Source organism: Prolixibacter sp. NT017 (genome assembly GCF_009617875.1).
Lineage (GTDB): Bacteria > Bacteroidota > Bacteroidia > Bacteroidales > Prolixibacteraceae > Prolixibacter.
This window is the reverse complement of sequence record NZ_BLAV01000001.1, coordinates 4,927,314-4,946,388: the sequence shown is the minus strand read 5'-3', so window position 1 is coordinate 4,946,388 and position 19,075 is coordinate 4,927,314. Positions and strand designations below refer to the sequence as shown.

Below are 19,075 nucleotides of genomic sequence, written 5' to 3'. Positions count from 1 at the left end.
ACCTCACTAACGTGCCATTGCATCGTGTGGGACTTAAGATACAATCGAGGGCCAACCGAGGTTACAAACCGAAGCTACTGGCGGCTTATTCCCCTTCATCCGGACCTTCAAACGGCTGCACCGTGCATTCATATTCCAGGTTCACAAAATCGTTTTTGGTCAACCACTTTTCTGAAATCGTCATCGAGTAAGCATGGTCTCCCTCGTTTCGCAGGTTCCACACAATTCCTTCAGCCTCGGGAAAGGATGTCCGTCCCTCCAGTTGATCGCTTAGTAAGCGGTTGAGCAAATTATTGTCTGAAAGGCCGTAACTTAGCGCCTTCAACGCAATTTCCTTCGTGAGTTCTTCTGAGGCATTGTCTTCGCCCTTTATTTCGAATTTTACGATGTTCACCTTGCCCGGGGGGAACTTTCCGTTGTAGGCTTGGTAAAGCAACTGACTAATGTTGAACAGATCCTGGTGAAGGTCGATCTCAGAATAATTTTCAAAGACTTTCACCCGCAGCATCTCGTGCGAAAGATTATCAATTTGTCCTTCGGCAAGTACATCCGAAAGTTTGTAGTCGAGCAGAATAGCCGCCGCCTCATTGGGTTCGAAGTCCGAAATGGCCATAAAAAGAAACTCCTTCAATTCGGTTGGTTTTAATTGCTCCGCATCGGGGTACTCAAATCTTGCCAGCAGCTCCTTAAAGTCGTTGTTGTTCCAGGCTCCTTCCAGTTTATCGGTCGATTTTACATCGTTTATCTTTACAAAATACTTCATTCAAACTGTTATTGGTTTCTACTTTACTAACTCCCGGCTTTGGATAATTGTTTTATTTTTATTGAAATCCAACAACTTCGGTTGACGAATCCGCTAAAAAAGTATTTGAAATCGCGACTTACGACAACGGATTAATATTCCGGGACGGCCTTACCTGACGGAGGCGGAAGGTGCGTCTTCAGAGAAGGACAACAGAAACAATTCCAACAACAGAAACCGCAAAGCACGACCTATAATCTCGTGCATTTTTCACTGTTCACTACTCATTGTTCATTGCTTTGCGGCCGGGCGGAGGCCGACAGCCGGACGAAGCGGGACCGGTTGGACGAAGGGGAGTGACGGGGCGATTGGAATGAGCCCCCGGAACGACCGGTGAGACCCCGGGTCTGCAAGTACGCTACAAGCCGCAGACCGTGAAGCCGCCCTAAAGACTTTCCGTTTCAGTGGAATACCGTAACCGGTCGCGTAACATGCCGGGCGTTACATTTTCTAGTTGCCTGAAGGCACGGGACATGGACACATTGGAACCAAAACCGGAGCGGATGGCTACTTCCTCGAGCAAGAGGATAGGCTGACTGGAGAGCAGTCGCTTGGCCTCGTCGACCCGGTACTGGTTAACGAAGGTGTTGAAGTTCACACCGTAACTGCGATTGATGGCCTGCGACACGTACGTGCGGTTGGTTCCCAGCTCCAGGCAAAGATCGGCCAGTTTGAAATCGTTGTTCAACCAGGGCTTTTGCTCCTGAAAAATCGTTCTGATTTTTTTGATGATGGCCGAATCGGATTCATCGTGCCCCTCCAATTTTACGGCCAGTCGGTCGCGCTCATCGAAGAGTGGCTTCTGGCGGAATCCCAGCACACCCAACGCCCAGATGAGCAACCCCAGCAAAAACAGCGGGATGACCAGGTAGCGGTCGTCGCCAAATAATTTAACCGGGTTGACCGAATAGAAGAAAATGCTGAGGATGGCCATGCCGAAAAAGAGTCCGTTGAACAACCACATCCACTTAAGGCCGATTTTCCCGTAGTCGGCAAACCAGTTAACAGCTTCGTAGCGGTGTTTTCGCAACAACCGGAACGACAAAATAAAGTAGAGGAAGATTTGCACAAAGAGGCAAACGATATTGAGAAAGCGAACCACCAACAAGTAGTTCATCAGCGGATTGGAAAAATCGGGGGCAAAGCGGTACTCCGACATGAACTGTACCCGTTCCTGCACATTGAGCATCAAATAGAAAACCGGTGCACTGAGGAAAAAGAAAACAATGGATGGCAGGAAATGAATCCAGGCCCGCACCTTTTTTCCCGGAGGCGATGTGAGATTTAATATATACGTGTAGATGAACGGGTAAGCAGCCAGTACCGACGAGATGTGCACACTGTGCAGATAAGTATAGATTTCGTAATACTTCTGGAAATAAAAGTAGTTGGCCAGAAACAGGAAGGCTGCATTGAGCATGCCCCATCCCAGCCACACTTTGCTGTGATCGTCTTTTCCGGCCGAAAAGAAAAGAACGACCGACAAAATCAACGGCACATAAACCGGGCTTAACAAACCGAGATCGCGAAAAAGTTCCAAAGGTTATCAGGTTAATCGTTTTGATAAAAATACTAAAAAACGTTAATCACAGTACGATACCACTCTTCAAACCACAAAGAATAATCTTATCTTTACCGGACACAAAAAATGTTTAATTGTGCCAGACAGCATAGTAATTATTCCCACATACAACGAGAAAGAGAATATCGAGCGGATGGTCCGAACGGTATTTGGCCTCGAGCATCCATTCCATCTGTTGATTATCGATGACAATTCGCCCGATGGAACTGCCGACATTATTAAACGTTTGATGCCAGAATACGATGGCCGCCTGAACCTGCTTCAACGCGAAGGAAAGTTGGGGCTTGGAACCGCCTACATCACCGGTTTTCACTGGGCCATCGAACACGGCTACAACTATGTTTTCGAGATGGATGCCGATTTCTCGCATGACCCGAAAGATTTGCTCCGGCTGTACGATGCTGCGGCTAACAAAGGAGCCGACGTAGCTATCGGTTCGCGTTACATTACCGGAATCAACGTGATTAACTGGCCGCTGGGCCGCGTACTGATGTCGTATTTCGCATCGGTGTATGTGCGCACGGTGACCCGGATGCCGGTTATGGACACGACGGCCGGTTTTAAGTGTTACCGGCGCGAAGTGTTGGAAACCATCAGACTGGATAAAGTGAGGATGAAAGGGTACGGGTTCCAGATTGAGATGAAATTCACTGCCTGGAAATTCGGCTTTAACATTGTGGAAGTTCCCATTATTTTCACCGAAAGGCAGGAAGGTTCGTCGAAAATGAGCGGCGGCATCTTCGGAGAAGCCTTTTTCGGGGTGATGAAGATGAAGATGAGGAGCTGGTTCCGCTCGTACAAACGTACTTAAATTGCTTAAGATACAGGACAAGAGCAGCTCGCGAAGTTGCTCTTTTTTATGCGATGCAATAAAATAACGGATAAAAGAGTTTTAAATTGAAAGATTGTCTGGTGAACAGATTCACCCGGGAGCTTTCAAATCCATCGAAAAATGCTTACTTTCAACCGACAACCAGTGGAACACAAGCCACTACCAAATAATAAAAACAAAATCAATCAAACTCAAAAATGAAGGACATTGTCATCAGGGATGCCAAGGTAGTGAATGAAGGAAAAATCATGAAAGGGACGAGCATCCTGATCAGAAACGGAAACATTGAAAAAATTTTTCGCAACGAAGTACCGGAAAGTGTACTGGCCAAAGCCGAAGTAATTGACGCCTCCGGAAAACTACTCCTACCTGGCGCTATCGATGACCAGGTGCATTTCCGGGAACCCGGGCTCACCCACAAAGCCGAAATCGCCACCGAATCGAGAGCGGCTGTTGCCGGCGGTATCACCTCGTTTATGGAAATGCCCAACACCGTTCCGCAAGCCACCACGCAGGAATTACTCGAACAAAAATATGCCCGTGCCGCCGAAGTATCGATGGCTAACTACTCGTTTTACATGGGCGCTACCAATGACAACATCGATGAAGTGCTGAAAACCGACCCTGAAAAGGTTTGCGGTGTGAAAGTCTTCATGGGTTCCTCCACCGGCAATATGCTGGTCGACAATCCGGAGACGCTGGCCAACCTGTTCAGCAAATCGAAAATGTTGATTGCCACCCACTGCGAAGACGAGCCGACCATTCAGGCCAACCTGGCTGCCGCCAAAGAAAAATACGGCGAAGACATTCCAATTAGCGAACACCCGAAGATTCGGAGTGCAGAAGCCTGCTTCCTGAGTACTTCCAAAGCGGTTGAACTGGCGAAAAAGAACGGAGCCCGGTTACACGTGCTGCACCTTTCCACCGCCAAAGAGATGGCACTGTTTGATAATCATATTCCGTTGAAGGATAAAAAAATTACGGCTGAAGCCTGTGTCCATCACCTTTGGTTCAGCGATGCCGATTACGAAAAATACGGCACGCGCATCAAATGGAACCCGGCAGTTAAAACGGCAAGCGACCGCGAGGCCGTTTTAAAAGCGGTAAATGAAAACCGCATCGATGTGATTGCCACTGACCATGCACCGCACACCGAAGAAGAAAAAAATAACAAGTACCTGAAAGCGCCATCCGGCGGACCACTGGTACAACACGCCCTGGTTGCCATGCTGGAACTAAGCCGAAAAGGCAAAATCAGCATCGAAAAAGTCGTCGAGAAGATGTGCCATGCCCCGGCCGATCTTTTTGGCGTGCAAAAGCGCGGCTACATCCGGAAAGGCTACAAGGCCGACCTGGTGTTGGTAGAACCCTCTCGCTGGACTGTTTCGAAGGACAACCTCTTCTACAAATGTCAATGGTCGCCTTTCGAAGGCGAATCATTCTATTACCAGGTGACCCACACCTTCGTGAACGGTAACCTGGTGTACGAGAACACCAATGCCGACGGAAAAGGAAAAATCAACGAAGAGTTCCGCGGCGAGCGTTTAACTTTTGACCGAAGATAAGTGAAACGAAGCCTCTTCATTCTTGCTGCTCTTGTACTCATCTTATCAGGATGCAAACAGGAGAAGAAAGAACAACAAACAGCGGCGACACCTGCCCCCCAGGGAACGTCGATGGGAAAGATTACGTATGATACCATCATACTGAATCCGAACAAAGATGACACGTGGACGACGGAATGCCTGAGCAAGTTCGAACGGAAAAAGCTCATCGATGACATTTTCGATGCGGTTTATGCCGGCAAACTCACCGCCCTCGACTACTTCACCCGGAAGAAATACTCCATACAGGAAGTGAAAGCGATGGAAGCTTCCGGCGAATTTACCCGCGACAAAATCGGGAAAATACAGTTCGACGAGCAGTGGTACTGGGACGAGAAAAATGACCGGTTACGAAAGAAAGTCACCGCGATGACACTCGGTTACGAAGTTTGGAATAACGACAGTACCCTCCGTGGTCACAAACCCGTTTTCCGGATAGAGTTTAATTGAAACTGAATAATTCAAATAGAATAAAAAATCCCGGCAATCGTCGGGATTTTTTTATGATGATGGTTGGGCTAAAGCCCTTACATGCCCGCCATTTATTCCGGCTTTAGCCTAAGGTCTGAAATCTCAAAGCCCGGGCAACGCTCCGGGTAAAAGACCAATAGACGTATGGAAGCCTGAAGGGCTTCAACCATCAGATCCTGAGAATTGGTACGGATGTGCCAGCCCTACAGGCTGATTGGTTGTATTATACGCCTTTGTCCCGGGTGTTGCCCCAGGTTCTGGAACAGGAGCCTTTCAGGCTCAAAAAAGACTCCTGCGGGGGCACACATACTCACGATATCATCTTTCTAACAACATGCCAACCTTCCCGGAATAGAATATTCATCAACTCCGGATGATAACAGAAGATAATCGGGAACTCAACCTGCCCCCCTTTTCCATAATTCCCACACGCCCAGTCCTTCGCTCCAATCCGAATTAGTAATATTTTAACGTGGCAATCTGATTTTGCATTCGGTTTTTCGGCTACTTTTACAGCTTACTTCCTGAAATCGATGCAGAGCATTTTCAAACCCAAATTCTTTACCATCCTGAAAGGTGGTTACTCCCGGCAAACGATTGTGAACGATCTGCTGGCCGGTGTGATTGTCGGTATTGTGGCGATTCCGTTGGCGATTGCTTTCGCGGTCGCTTCGGGCGTTTCGCCTGAAAAAGGATTGGTGACCGCCATCGTGGCAGGTTTCCTCATTTCCTTTTTAGGTGGAAGTCGCGTGCAGATTGGCGGGCCTACCGGTGCTTTTATCGTGGTGGTGGCGGGTATCGTCGGGAGCTATGGTGTCGAAGGCCTGGCGATTTCGACCATGATGGCCGGCGTGATTCTCATTTTATTTGGATTACTCCGGTTGGGAGCCGTACTGAAGTTTATTCCGCGACCGCTAACGGTTGGCTTTACGTCCGGTATTGCACTGGTGATTTTCACTACCCAGGTAAAGGATGCCCTGGGACTGCATCCGGAACATTTACCAGCCGGCTTCTTGCCGAAATGGGGCGTGTATCTGACATCACTCAACCAGGTAAACCCGGCAGCAGTCATCATTACCATAACCACGATATTGATCACCATATATGGGGGACGGCTTCTGAAACGAATTCCCGGTTCGTTCCTGGCGATTCTGATCATTACGCCCATCGTGGCGCTGTTCCATCTCCCGGTTCATACCATCGAGAGCGTGTTTGGCGAAATACAGGGAAGCATTTCATTCCAGATTCCACACTTGGACTGGTCGAACCTGCAGAATTACATCCAGCCGGCTCTGACCATTGCCATGTTGGGCGCCATTGAATCACTCCTATCGGCGGTGGTCGCAGATGGAATGATTGGCGGACATCACCGTTCGAACACCGAACTGATTGCGCAGGGAATTGCCAACCTGGCATCGCCGCTCTTTAGCGGAATTCCGGCTACCGGAGCTATTGCCCGGACAGCTACCAATGTAAAAAACGGTGGACGCACGCCGTTGGCGGGAATGATTCATGCAGTCACATTGTTGCTCATCATGCTTTTCTTTGGGAAGTGGGCCAAACTGATTCCCATGCCGGTGCTGGCCGGTATTCTGATGGTAGTGGCATATAACATGAGCGAATGGCGTTCATTTCGTTCGGTATTGAAAGGCTCGAAATACGATGTGTTGGTATTGCTGACGGTTTTCTTCCTGACCGTATTGGTCGATCTGACGGTTGCCATCGAGGTCGGGATTGTGCTTTCTGCCTTGCTCTTTATGCAGCGGATGGGCAAATTGTCGTCGGTGGAACCGATGGAGCAGGATACCGACGTGATTGAGAATTATTCGGCATTGCCCCGCGGTGTGGATGTATACGAAATCAGTGGTCCGTTTTTCTTTGCGGCAGCACAGGAATACCGCGATGCATTGCGAAATATTCATTACAAATCAAACGTGTTGATTCTGCGGATGCGGCATGTCCCTTTTATCGATTCGACCGGGATTCACAATTTCATCGAGCTGTTGAAGGAGATGGAAAAAAGGGGTATCCGGGTAATCCTTTCGGGCGTGAAACAGGAAGTACGCAAAGAACTGGGCTTGTATGGTATCGATGAGATGGTGGGCGAAGAGTATATTTGCGAAACCTTTGCCAACGCACTTAAACAGGCCGGACTGCATATTGCTTTTACCGAGATGCCGCACGTGCGTCAGGTGATGAAATAAAAATACACCGCGAAGGCTATCAGCAGAATGGCTGCCTCCCAGCGATCGAGCTTGCGTGCCTTACCCGTAAACATGGCGATAAAAAGGAATAGTGTTCCGCCGATGAGCAGCAGGATGTCACGGTTGAACGAAACGTCGAACTGAACGGGACGAATAAGTGAACTGACAGCCAGGATGAAAAAAACATTGAAGATGTTCGAGCCGATAACATTCCCCACAGCAATGTCGTTGTTCTTGCGTATAGCGGCTACCACCGAAGTAGCCAATTCAGGCAGCGACGTTCCCGCGGCAACAATCGTCAGGCTGATGATTTGCTCGCTGATGTGGTAATGCCGGGCAATATTCACCGCGCTATTAACGATCACCTTTCCACCAATGATAAGGATGACCAGACCACCCAAAATATAGGCTGCCATCTTCCGGCTACTCACCGAAGATGTTTCGGATTCTGCCAATGAATTAAGTCGTTCTTTTTTCACCTGCCGAAAAAGATAGAGCCAGAACAGAGCGAAAAAAAGAAGTAGAATCATGCCATCCGTTCGCGAAATCACATCGATTGCATGCCCTGTCCATTGGTCGTTGGCTAGAATCAATAATACCAGTGCAGCCAGCAACGAGAAGGGAATCTCTTTCCACACGGTGGTGCTTTGTACGCTTAGCGGAAGAATAAGGCCTGAAATTCCGAGGATGAGAAACAGGTTGAAGTTGTTACTCCCGATGATGTTCCCTAATACAATGTCCGGGTGATTCTGGAACGCGGCGAAACTATTAACAACCAGCTCGGGTGCCGACGTCCCGAACGAAACAATGGTCAATCCGATGACCAGCTCCGGAATACGAAAACGGCGCGCCAGGGCAGATGCTCCGAATACCAGCCAGTCGGCACCTTTGATGAGAAATACCAAACCGAGAATCAATAGCAAAAAACTGGTTGTCATGAGCTGTGTGTATTACTTTTTGTGTGAAACAATCTTTTCTGCCGAAAGGCTCAAAAAGCAAGGCAATTTTATAAAATCTTTTTATGCTTACCGTAAGCCAAACAATAAGTTACTACTGACAGGGACACTTCTTCTGGTACGCATTTGGTCATCCTGAGCGAAACAAATTGGTTTACAAGCCATAAATCATCCTATACCGGTATGATATCGTAATGAAATATCTTTCAAATAATAAACGTTTTCTATACATTTGTTGCAATTTTCCGCCATCCACCTATTTTGAGCTAACTATGAAAAAAGGGTCTACTCCGTTTTTACTGTACTTTATTGCGCTTTTTCTACTGTTTTTTCCTCTTCAGCGGGTTGTTGGGAAAGAGCTTCCCGGTAAGGGAAGAAAAGAAGGTCCGGTACGTTTGTACCTGGAAGGAAATATCGTCGATTTTAATTACATCCGCCGGAATATTTCGTTTGTCGATTTTGTAAACGACCCGAATGCTGCCGATGTGCATGTAATTGTCAAGAAGCGGACCACCGGAAGTGGCGGTGCCAACTACTCCATGGCTTTCTACAGCGTCATGTTCGACCAAATTGGCGATTTTACCCTGAACTGCAATACCTACCCGTCGCAAACCTGGAACGAGGTGCGTGATGTTTTTCTTCGTACCCTGAAAATGGGTGTGATGCCGTTTGTCAACGAGGCAACCGGCGCTGAATCGGTGAATATCAAAGGAAATAAAAAAGATACCGCTTTCGCGGACACCAAACCATTGGTTGATCCGTGGCACAACTGGGTGTTTCGCGTCCAGGGAAACGGCGGGCTGAGCATGGAGGAACGGAAAAAGAACTTTGACTATTCATTCTCAGGACGTGCCTCAAAAGTGACCGAGGAATGGCGGGTGCGGAATAACATCAATTACTCCAGCCACATCCGCGAGTATAAAAAAACGGTAGAAACCGATACCTCAACCTACGATGAGACGGTCCGAACAGAAAATATTTACAAGGGTTTTTCATCCAGTGTTGTCAGGAGTTTGTCAGATCGCTGGTCGTTCGGCGGTTTCTTCAATTTGTATTCCAGCACCTATCGTAATATCAAGTATTCCTACAGCCTGAAACCGGCAGTTGAGTATAATTTCTTTCCGTGGGACGAAGCGGATAAACGCACCTTCACGGTTGCTTATTATGCCGGAGGCGAAACCGTGGGATACAATGAAAAAACCATTTTTGACAAAACAAAGGAGTGGTTGTGGAAACATACCCTCGCGGTCGATTTTGAGATGGTACAGCCGTGGGGTGGCATCGAAGCACGGGTGCGGGGAAATCAATACCTGGAAATGCCTGAAAAGTATAGTCTGCAACTTAATACCGGCATTAATTTCCGGGTAGCCAAAGGCCTTTCGGTGAATTTCGGCTTCAATGCCGAAAGCATCCATGACCAGTTGTACCTCCCGCTGGGCGATATTTCGGACGAGGATTTATTGCTGAACACGCGAAAGCTCCCCACATCGTTCGAGATTTCGAGCGGTATCGGGCTGCGTTACCAGTTCGGTTCGATATTCAACAGTGTAGTAAATACCCGGCTGTAGTTGAGCCGGGTTATATGTGTGGGCAAACAGCTTATTCTCCCTTATTGAGGAACTTTTCGTAAACCTCCATGTTGCGGTTGATGTGCGCCTGCATACGTTCAGAGGCCCGTTCACCGTCTTTTTCCCGGATAGCATTCACAATTTCCTTGTGATAGCCCAGTGTGATTTCCTTCTCCCCTTCTATACTACCATAAATCAGGTTGCGCATACGCGGAAGCAGGTTGTGAATGGGTTCCATGGTAACGATAGCAATCGGGTTGCCGGTGGCACGGGCCAACAAAATGTGAAACCGGTTATCGATATCCGATTCTAACTGGGTATTATCCGGATCGCACTTATCGAACTCAAGCAGGTTTTTCTCCATCTGTTTGAGATCTTCTTCAGTCCGGTTTTGGGCAGCCATCATCGTAATCTGAGGTTCAAATGCTTTTCTTACTTCGATAATCTGCTTGATCAGGTTATTGTCGAACTTCAGATCATAATACAGATTCAATGATTGAATGGCATCCTGCATTCCCAGCTTGGTCACGTACATTCCGCTACCTTTCCGGATTTCAAGGAGACCGCGGGCACTTAAACGTCTCAACGCTTCACGCAAAGCCGTGCGGCTGACAGCAAACATTTCACATAATTCACGCTCGGAGGGAAGACGGGAACCAACTTCCAGTTTCTTATCGCGGATAGCCTTCTCTATATTCCGCTCTATTTTCTGACTGAGGGTCTGAGTTGTTCCAATCTTTTTAAAAATCTCGTCCATGGTTCGGTTTTAGTGAGAATACAAAGTTACTCAAAATATAACATACATATGACCAGTTACTAAATGCAGCAAAAATTACTGCATTAATTTAAATTCAGTCCCATTTATCTGTATGAGTGGCGAAAGAGCACTTTCGTTGTTTAATCTGTCGATGGTTGATACACGGAAACATTCGTCAGCCAGCTTGTTACGCATAGACGGAGGAATAAATAACTCGCGCTGTTCCGTTACCTTGAAAACGTCAGTCACGGGATTATTCCCGTCAGCATCTTTTTTTACCCGGTATATCACATATTGGACGCGATCGTCATTATAGCTAGCCGGCAGCTTCCATTTCAGCCAGGTTCCATTAATGGTGGACTCCAGCCGGAAATGGCCCGGAACGGGTGGAGGAACGCTATCGAGCCAGGCCATCTTGGGAACAATAGCCGGTTCTTCTTTCAGTTCCTGCCGCAAACGGCTAACCTGCTCCTGGCTCAAATCGAGCAAATGCGACGCACTGAAGAAAGCAAAGCCACGGGCATTGTTCATCTGCCGGGCAATATCGATTTGCTTCTCAATTTCATTGGGGTCCTGCCATCCGGGTGCGGAGCTGGCAGCTTTATAAAGTGCTTGCCCGAAATAGAGATGCCGCTTATCGACATTATTGTTCCACCAGCGGGCCAGCGTATCAAAATCGCCGTAAGCATTTCCTCTTTCCCAGTATAACTGGGGAATAATGTAATCAACCCAGCCATTCTTCACCCACGTGCGGGCGTCGGCGTATAAATCGTCGTAGGAGGATAATCCGCATTTACCGGCGGAGCCATCCGGATCAAGCGAGAGGTTCCGCCATACCCCAAAAGGGCTGACACCCAGTTTAACCCAACTCTTTTCCGCTTTTATCTTCTCGTTTAACTCGCTAATGAACAGGTTAACGTTGTTCCGGCGCCACTCTTTCAACTGGTTCGGATAATCATCGCCACCGTATTTTTTAAAAGAAGCTTCGTCATCAAAGGTCAGTGATTTTATCGGATAGGGATAAAAATAGTCGTCGAGGTGAACGGCATCGATGTCGTAGCGTTTCACCACATCCATAATGATGTTGATGACATATTCGCGGACTTCAGGAATGCCGGGGTCGAGATAGCTCTTCCCGTTATATCTGACTATCCAGTTGTTGTTTTTCCGTAAGGGATGATTAGGAGCAAGATGGAGATAACTGCTGGCCGTTACCCGGAACGGATTGAACCAGGCGTGAAATTCAAGTCCTCGCTGATGACACAGGTTAATCGCAAACCGAAGTGGATCGTAATAAGGCGTGGGCGCTTTGCCTTGTTCGCCGGTTAAATAATACGACCAGGGTTCAGTAGGTGATGGATAGATGGCGTCGGCAGCCGGCCTGACCTGGAGAATTACCGCGTTTAAGCCGGTATTCTCAATCCGGTCAATCAGATGAATCAGTTCCTTTTGTTGTTGGTCTGCAGGCAGACCCGGTTTAGATGGCCAGTCAGTGTTGTTTACCGTCGCAATCCATATCCCTCTGAATTCCTCTTTCACCAATGGTTTCGCCATTCGGGGGTTCCGGCCCGCTGCCTGAAATGCAATGACCAGAACCAGCAGGAGTGTGGGAAAAGCTTGCCGGGGTTTCATTGTTCTAATTGATAATCATAATTTAAACAAATGTAACGAAATATAAAGGTACAAAAAAAGCCTTCCCCGAAAGGAAGGCTGAAACTTATCAACGGATCGTTGAAATCTCTCACGGATAGTATTTAACAAAGGCTTCCATGGCTTCGTACTCCGCCATTCCCAGCTGGTCGTAAAGACTTGCTGTTGCCCTGTTTCGCTGTTCGGCGCGCTGCCAGAATTCCCGTTCGTCTTCACCCATAAACATAGCGCCTTCTTTTTGAGATTGGTGACGTAAAATGGCTTCACGTTTCCGGGCCAGCTCGATAGGACTAATGGGAACAGCCATTTCAATTTCGTCGGCTTCCCACTCGGCCCAGGCACCACGGTAGAGCCAAACCCAGCAGTTTTTCATCCAATCTTTATCGGTCCGCAAGTGCTCGAGTGCGATAAAAATGGTATCGAGGCAAACGCGGTGGGTTCCGTGTGGATCGGACAAATCGCCGGCAGCAAAAATCTGGTGCGGTTCCACCTCATTCAGCAGGTCCATGACGATTTTGACATCCTCTTCGCCAACCGGATTTTTCTGACGTCTTCCACTTTCATAAAAAGGAAGATCGAGGAAATGAATGTGCGAATCGGGAATACCGAAATAACGCAAAGCGGAACGCGCTTCCATCCGGCGAATCAAACCTTTCGCTTTCCGAACGTCCATAATGTCCACTTCGTCATCCTTTTTATTTTTCAGGAACGAAAGAACTTTCTCTTTCTGCTCTTTTGCTTTTTGATTCTCCGGATTGTAGAATTCAGCATATTCGTGATGGAAATCGAGGTAACGCGAAATGTATTCATCCGCTACCGCGAAATTACCCGACACCTGGTAAGCAACGTGTACATCGTGTCCCTGTTCCACCAGGCGAAGCAGTGTTCCACCCATCGAGATAACATCATCGTCGGGGTGCGGGCTGAAGATAACCACTCGCTTTTTCGCCGGTTTGGCTCTCTCCGGACGGTTCGAGTCGTCTACTTCCGGTTTACCGCCGGGCCATCCGGTGATGGTATGCTGCAAGTCGTTAAATACCTTAATGTTGATTCGGTAAGCCGAACCGACTGTAGCCAGCAAATCACTCAGACCAAAATCGTTGTAATCCTTGCCGGTCAGTTTCAGGATGGGTTTCTTCGCTTGCTTACACAGCCAAACCACGGCTTTCCGTACAAGTCGATCGTCGTTCCAGTCCATGTTGTCGACCAGCCACGGCGTGCGTACCCTGACCAGCTGCGAACTGGCGCCACTGTCGAGCACTACTTTTACATCGTGGTGTTCCTGAATGAAAGAGGCCGGAACGTCGCTGTCCGGATCTTCTTCCACAGTTTTCTGGATGACACTGGCTTTCGATTCGCCCAAAGCTACCAATATAATTTTCCGGGACTCCAGAATGGTATCGACTCCCATGGTAATGGCGCGTCGGGGTACGTTGATGAAACCCTGGAATTCGGTGGCTTCTTCCTGGCGGGTGACCGGATCGAGCGTGATAATCCGGGTACGGGTATTCCGTCCCGAACCGGGCTCGTTGAAACCAATGTGACCGGTACGGCCAATCCCTAACAGCATTAAATCGATGCCGCCAGCCTCCTTGATCATCTTTTCGTATTCACGACAGTAATCGTGAACCGAGTCGAACATGATCGTTCCATCCGGAATGTGAATATTCTCCTCCGGAATGTCGACATGCTCGTAAAGATGACGCTGCATATAGTTGTTGTAACTGTGGATGGAATGCGGAGACATCGGGTAGTACTCGTCAATGTTGAAGGTAACAACATTGCTAAAGCTCAGGCCCTCTTCCCTGTGCTTACGCACCAGTTCGGCATAAATCCCCAACTGCGTCGAACCGGTAGGCAGCCCCAAAACACATTTTTCCCCTTTTTTTTGTTTCTCTTTAATGAAATCGGCAATCTCATCAGCTACCGCCTGCGAAACATCTTTTCCTTCAGGATAAATGTACGTGGGAGCTTTTTCATATTTCGTGAGCATGTCCCTGTGGGTGAGGTTGGTCGGGGCATACTCGCCAAATCCGTAAAAAACCGGATTGTCGCTCTGCAACTTTTTACTTAAGTCCATGATAGGCTTTCTGGTTTATTTTGAACTAGTAAAAATAAGCGAATCCAGACGTAAAAAAAAAGTTCTTAAAAAGTTTTAATAAGTGATTTTACTTTCTGTTAATGAAACTCTCCGGCTTCGTACCGGCGAAGGATGTGTTCGAGCATGGCATCCTCTTCCGGATCGAAATCCGATTTCAGGCTGGAACCCGTTAGAAACGCCAGCGAGTTCCACAGAAAGGCCTGTCCGCCGCCGCGGTACTCTTTCAGCAAATCGTAAGCTGTTTCGCCTGTTTCCCGGTCGATGAGTTTGAGCAATAGCCTGCCCTGGCGCAGATTCAGCGTCTTCAGGGTATCCATGTAAGTTTCCTTGATATAATGCTGGTACCATTTCATGTATTTCTTCCGGCGGGCCGGGGAAGTATAAACCTGGTCAAGTTCTTTTTTCACGCGGTTCAGCTCTTTGCTGACAATCATGGCCAGCGGATACGTCTTCTTCACATCCTCCACCAACTCATCATATTTCTTTTCCTGATGATGGTTCTTGAATTTAAACGGAGGAATAATGTCAATCGATTTCAGATTGACGTGCAACAGACTATCACTGGTCAAATCATTCTTGGTCAATACGGTATCAATGTGAGCCGAATAGCTTGTAGCCAAACTATCCTGCGCTGATACCCTGCTGAACAAACCGGTGCTCAGAATCAGACAGACTGTAGAGGTCATTATTAATTGGTGTATGCGATGCATTGTGGTCTTTTTCTTTGGGGGACAAAGTTAATGGATTCTTGTGGATGTGTAGCGCTAAAGGCTTAATTAACAATTTTTATCAATTGGCTTTTACCCGTTCGGGGATGACACTTTCTGCAATTTCATCCAATAAACCGACGGCATGTTGAATGGAAGTTACCTCGCTGAAGACAATGCTGAGTTTTCCCTTCGCTTCTTTTATCCGGCATTTCTTCGGATGTGTCTGAAGCCATTGCAGGATATTCCCGAAAAGGCTCGTCTGATAAAACGGCGACTGCTGGTCGGACGGAAAATAGCAAATCATCTTTTTGTTCTTCAGAATGATCTTCTCGAGGTTTAGCTCGATGGCTGTCCAGCGGAGGCGAACCACTTCCAGCAACTCAATCGTCGAGTCGGGCAGTTTACCGAAACGGTCGATGAGCTGAGCGCGGAACTGCTCCAAAGCATCGTTGTCCTCGATATTGTCCAGTTCGCGGTAGAGCAGCATACGTTCCGAAATGCTGGAGATGTAGCTTTCGGGGAAGAGCAACTCCAAATCAGTATCCACCTGGCAATCATTCACAAAACGCAGGTTCAGGAAAGCTTCGTTGGCTTCCCGCGATTCTTCCTCTTTGTACAGTTGCTGGAATTCTTCGTGCTTCAATTCCTGGATCGCTTCGTTGAGGATGCGGTGGTACGTCTCGAAACCGATATCGGCAATGAAACCGCTTTGTTCGGCTCCCAGCAGGTTTCCGGCTCCCCGGATATCCAAATCCTGCATGGCAATGCTGAAACCGCTGCCCAAATCGGAGAACTCTTCGATGGCCTGTAGTCGGCGTCGTGCTTCGGGTGTCATGCTGGTCATCGGCGGTGCGAGCAGGTAGCAGAACGCTTTTTTGTTGGAACGGCCCACGCGTCCGCGCAGCTGGTGCAGTTCACTCAAACCGAAGTTGTGTGCCTGGTTGATGATGATGGTATTGGCATTCGGAATATCAAGTCCCGATTCAATGATGGTCGTGGCGATGAGCACATCGAACTCGCCGTTGATGAAGTCGAGCATCACTTTTTCCAGCTGCGAACCTTCCATCTGGCCATGGCCAACAACGGTGCGCACGCCCGGCACAATCCGTTTGATCAGCGCCTCAACCTCGTAAATATTTTGTACGCGGTTATTAATAAAGAAAACCTGCCCTCCACGCGCTACCTCGTAGGTAATAGCTTCCCGGATGATGTCTTCGTTGAAACCGTGCACTTCGGTGTTGATCGGGAACCGGTTGGGCGGCGGCGTGTTGATGATGGACAAATCGCGCGCTCCCATCAGAGAAAATTGCAGGGTTCTCGGGATGGGCGTTGCTGTTAAGGTCAACGTATCCACGTTTACTTTCAGGTGTTTCAGTTTTTCCTTCACGGAAACCCCGAATTTCTGCTCCTCATCGATAACCAACAGCCCGAGGTCCTTGAATTTGACATCCTTCCCTACCAGCCGGTGCGTTCCAATTACAATATCTACTTTCCCTTCGGATACTTCCTTCAGAATGTGCCGTACCTCGGCAGGCTTACGCAGCCGGCTGATGTATTCAATGCGGCAGGGAAAATCGCTCAGCCGTTCGTTGAAGGTTTTAAAATGCTGGAATGCCAGGATAGTGGTCGGAACCAGAACGGCAACCTGCTTGCTGTCGGTGACCGCTTTGAAGGCAGCCCGGATCGCCACTTCTGTTTTACCGAAACCTACGTCACCACAAATGAGCCGATCCATGGGCATGGTCTTCTCCATGTCTTCCTTAGTTGCAACGGTGGCTTTCAACTGGTCCGGCGTATCCTCATAAATGAAGCTAGCTTCCAACTCCTGCTGCAGGTACGAATCACGGGCAAAGGCAAAACCATCTTCCGCTTTCCGGTGCGCATACAAACCAATCAGTTCGCGGGCAATGTCCTTGACCTTCTTCTTGGTTTTGTTCTTCAGGTTTTGCCAGGCAGCCGTTCCCAGTTTATTGATTTTGGGCTCGGTACCGTCCTTTCCTTTGTATTTCGAAATGCGGTGCAGCGAATGAATGCTCACCAGCAACGAGTCGTTATCGCGATAGATCAGCCGGATGGCTTCCTGTGTTTTGCCATCCTCCTCGGTTCTTACCAGGCCGGCAAATTTCCCGATGCCGTGATCGACATGGACCACATAATCGCCGGGATGCAGCTTAGCCAACTCCTTGAGCGTAATCGCCTGCCGCGCCGATTTCTTCGAACGCAGTTTGAAACGGTGGTACCGCTCGAAAATCTGGTGGTCGGTATAGCAGCAAAGTTTCAGGTCGTGATCGATGAAACCTTCCTTCAGTGCAAACGGAAGATGGTCGAACTCCTGCGGATCGCCTTTGTCTTCGAAAATGGCATGAAGGCGTTCCACCTGTTTCTCGCTCGACGACAGGATAATATTGATGTAACCCAGCTGGGAATTTTCACGAAGATTATCGCCCAGTAGGTTGAAATTCTTGTTGAAAACCGGTTGCGGCTTGATGTGAAACGGAATCTCCTCCGATTTGAAATGCGCTTTGGGCCCGATTTCGATGCAGGTCAATGCTTCGGCCCGTTCCAACAGAGCGTTTCCGCTAATGACCAAATCGTCTACCGGTAAGTCGGTTTCCAGGTTCTTCTCCCGGGCACTCTTGTACATTTCGGTCATCCGTTCGGCGCTGAACCGCAAATCGTCAGTTATCAGCAAGGTATCATCCTTCAGGAATTCGAAAAATGAAATCCGTTCTTCCTCCTGCAATCCTTCCTGGATGTTAGGGATGATGGAGATCTTTTTCAGGGCATCCTTCGAAATCTGGTTTTCGATATCGAACGTTCGGATGGTTTCTACTTCATCGCCGAAGAAATCGATACGATACGGATCTTCGTGCGCGAAAGAGAAGATGTCGACAATGGAACCGCGGATGGAATATTGTCCCGGCTCATACACAAAATCAACGCGCTCGAAACCATATTCGAACAGCACTTCGTTGACAAACGAGATAGAGAGCTTTTCACCGACACGAACAGTCAGGGTGTGTTTTTCCAGTCCCTTTCCGGAAATGACCTTCTCCATCACGGCTTCCGGGTACGACACCACGATGAACCGTACTTCGGCTTCCACCAGCTGGTTCAGCACATCAGTCCGCAGAATGATATTTTCGCTCTCGATTTTTTCGTATTGAACGCTGCGCTTGTACGACGACGGGAAAAAGAGGACATGTTCCTCCAGGCCCAATGTCTGCAGGTCGTCGTAAAAGTAGGCTGCCTCTTCGCGATCGCTCAGGAGCATCAGGGCACCAAAAGGTTTCTTCTGAAAGAGCGCTGCCATGGCCACCGATGGCGCCGAGCCGTTCAATCCTTTGGCGTGTAGCTTTTGCCCCGAAGGCGTACCGAGTTGCCCCGCCAGGGCTTGCACCCCCGGATGTTGCGCATAAAAATCAATTAACTGTTCGCGTTTCAATACGATGCTGTTTCGTTATTCGGATGCAAAAATATAAAAAACTACACCGGTTGGAGAATCAGGCTGGCGGGCTTAACAATCTTTAATTAACACTTAAAATAAAAAGAGTCAATAGCAGTTTTCAACAGACTGAAAGAAGTGTTAAGAGGGGGAAAGGTTTCAGGTTGTGCGCTGTTCCTGCTGTTTGTTTTGTTGTACTTCCATCAACGGCATCGCCATTGCGGTCGAAACGGCATTTGTGTTTCAATCCAGGCAGGCTCTCGACCGCTTCCCTGTGTGTATAAATTCATTTTCTACAATCCTGCCATCCCTTCGGGATTTCTTTCACACATTCCCCCTTTCTCGTTTTCTCATATTCGCTTCATCTGTGAATTTCATTTCTGTCAATCTATG

The 19,075-nt window shown here is 48.3% G+C and carries 13 protein-coding genes; 5 read left to right on the top strand and 8 right to left on the bottom strand.

The features are described 5' to 3' along the window. Positions 1 to 85: 85 nt before the first annotated feature. The gene (locus tag GJU87_RS20500) at positions 86 to 763 is read right to left on the bottom strand and encodes a hypothetical protein (RefSeq protein WP_153641175.1); all 678 of its coding nucleotides are present in this window, start codon (positions 761 to 763) and stop codon (positions 86 to 88) included. A gap of 424 nt (positions 764 to 1,187) precedes the next feature. Continuing rightward, the gene (locus GJU87_RS20495) at positions 1,188 to 2,342 is read right to left on the bottom strand and encodes an AraC family transcriptional regulator (RefSeq protein WP_153641174.1); all 1,155 of its coding nucleotides are present in this window, start codon (positions 2,340 to 2,342) and stop codon (positions 1,188 to 1,190) included. 118 nt (positions 2,343 to 2,460) lie between these two features. Between GJU87_RS20495 and GJU87_RS20490 the strand changes: the two genes are divergently transcribed. From GJU87_RS20490 to GJU87_RS20475, 4 genes are all read left to right on the top strand, one after another. After that, a complete protein-coding gene (locus tag GJU87_RS20490; RefSeq protein WP_228492065.1) occupies positions 2,461 to 3,195 on the top strand; it encodes a polyprenol monophosphomannose synthase in 735 nt (244 codons plus the stop codon). 218 nt (positions 3,196 to 3,413) lie between these two features. Next, entirely contained in the window at positions 3,414 to 4,781 is a 1,368-nt protein-coding gene (locus GJU87_RS20485) for a dihydroorotase (RefSeq protein WP_153641172.1), read from the top strand. Further along, the gene (locus tag GJU87_RS20480; RefSeq protein ID WP_153641171.1) at positions 4,782 to 5,270 is read left to right on the top strand and encodes a hypothetical protein; all 489 of its coding nucleotides are present in this window, start codon (positions 4,782 to 4,784) and stop codon (positions 5,268 to 5,270) included. It begins immediately after the preceding gene. A 554-nt stretch (positions 5,271 to 5,824) separates the two neighbouring features. Beyond that, the gene (locus GJU87_RS20475) at positions 5,825 to 7,495 is read left to right on the top strand and encodes a SulP family inorganic anion transporter (RefSeq protein WP_153641170.1); all 1,671 of its coding nucleotides are present in this window, start codon (positions 5,825 to 5,827) and stop codon (positions 7,493 to 7,495) included. Here GJU87_RS20475 and GJU87_RS20470 read toward each other — a convergent pair. After that, a complete protein-coding gene (locus GJU87_RS20470) occupies positions 7,480 to 8,433 on the bottom strand; it encodes a calcium/sodium antiporter (RefSeq protein ID WP_153641169.1) in 954 nt (317 codons plus the stop codon). The two genes, GJU87_RS20475 and GJU87_RS20470, sit on opposite strands and share 16 nt — an antisense overlap. 290 nt (positions 8,434 to 8,723) lie before the next feature. Here GJU87_RS20470 and GJU87_RS20465 point away from each other — a divergent pair, with 290 nt between their 5' ends. Continuing rightward, positions 8,724 to 10,019, top strand: a complete 1,296-nt coding sequence (locus GJU87_RS20465; protein WP_153641168.1) for a hypothetical protein — start codon at positions 8,724 to 8,726, stop codon at positions 10,017 to 10,019. 31 nt (positions 10,020 to 10,050) lie between these two features. Here the strand turns inward: GJU87_RS20465 and GJU87_RS20460 are convergent, their stop codons facing one another. The 5 genes from GJU87_RS20460 to mfd all read right to left on the bottom strand — a co-directional run bounded on the left by GJU87_RS20460 (position 10,051) and on the right by mfd (position 18,682). Beyond that, a complete protein-coding gene (locus tag GJU87_RS20460; RefSeq protein ID WP_106541391.1) occupies positions 10,051 to 10,776 on the bottom strand; it encodes a FadR/GntR family transcriptional regulator in 726 nt (241 codons plus the stop codon). A gap of 75 nt (positions 10,777 to 10,851) precedes the next feature. Continuing rightward, the gene (locus GJU87_RS20455; protein WP_153641167.1) at positions 10,852 to 12,408 is read right to left on the bottom strand and encodes a glycoside hydrolase family 10 protein; all 1,557 of its coding nucleotides are present in this window, start codon (positions 12,406 to 12,408) and stop codon (positions 10,852 to 10,854) included. 109 nt (positions 12,409 to 12,517) lie between these two features. Further along, a complete protein-coding gene (gene nagB, locus GJU87_RS20450; RefSeq protein WP_153641166.1) occupies positions 12,518 to 14,506 on the bottom strand; it encodes a glucosamine-6-phosphate deaminase in 1,989 nt (662 codons plus the stop codon). Between the two features lie 98 nt (positions 14,507 to 14,604). After that, entirely contained in the window at positions 14,605 to 15,213 is a 609-nt protein-coding gene (locus GJU87_RS20445) for a DUF4294 domain-containing protein (protein ID WP_194831599.1), read from the bottom strand. A 103-nt stretch (positions 15,214 to 15,316) separates the two neighbouring features. After that, positions 15,317 to 18,682 carry a transcription-repair coupling factor gene (mfd, locus tag GJU87_RS20440; RefSeq protein ID WP_153641164.1) on the bottom strand — a complete coding sequence of 1,122 codons (3,366 nt, stop codon included), beginning with the start codon at positions 18,680 to 18,682 and terminating at the stop codon, positions 15,317 to 15,319. Positions 18,683 to 19,075: the final 393 nt, after the last annotated feature.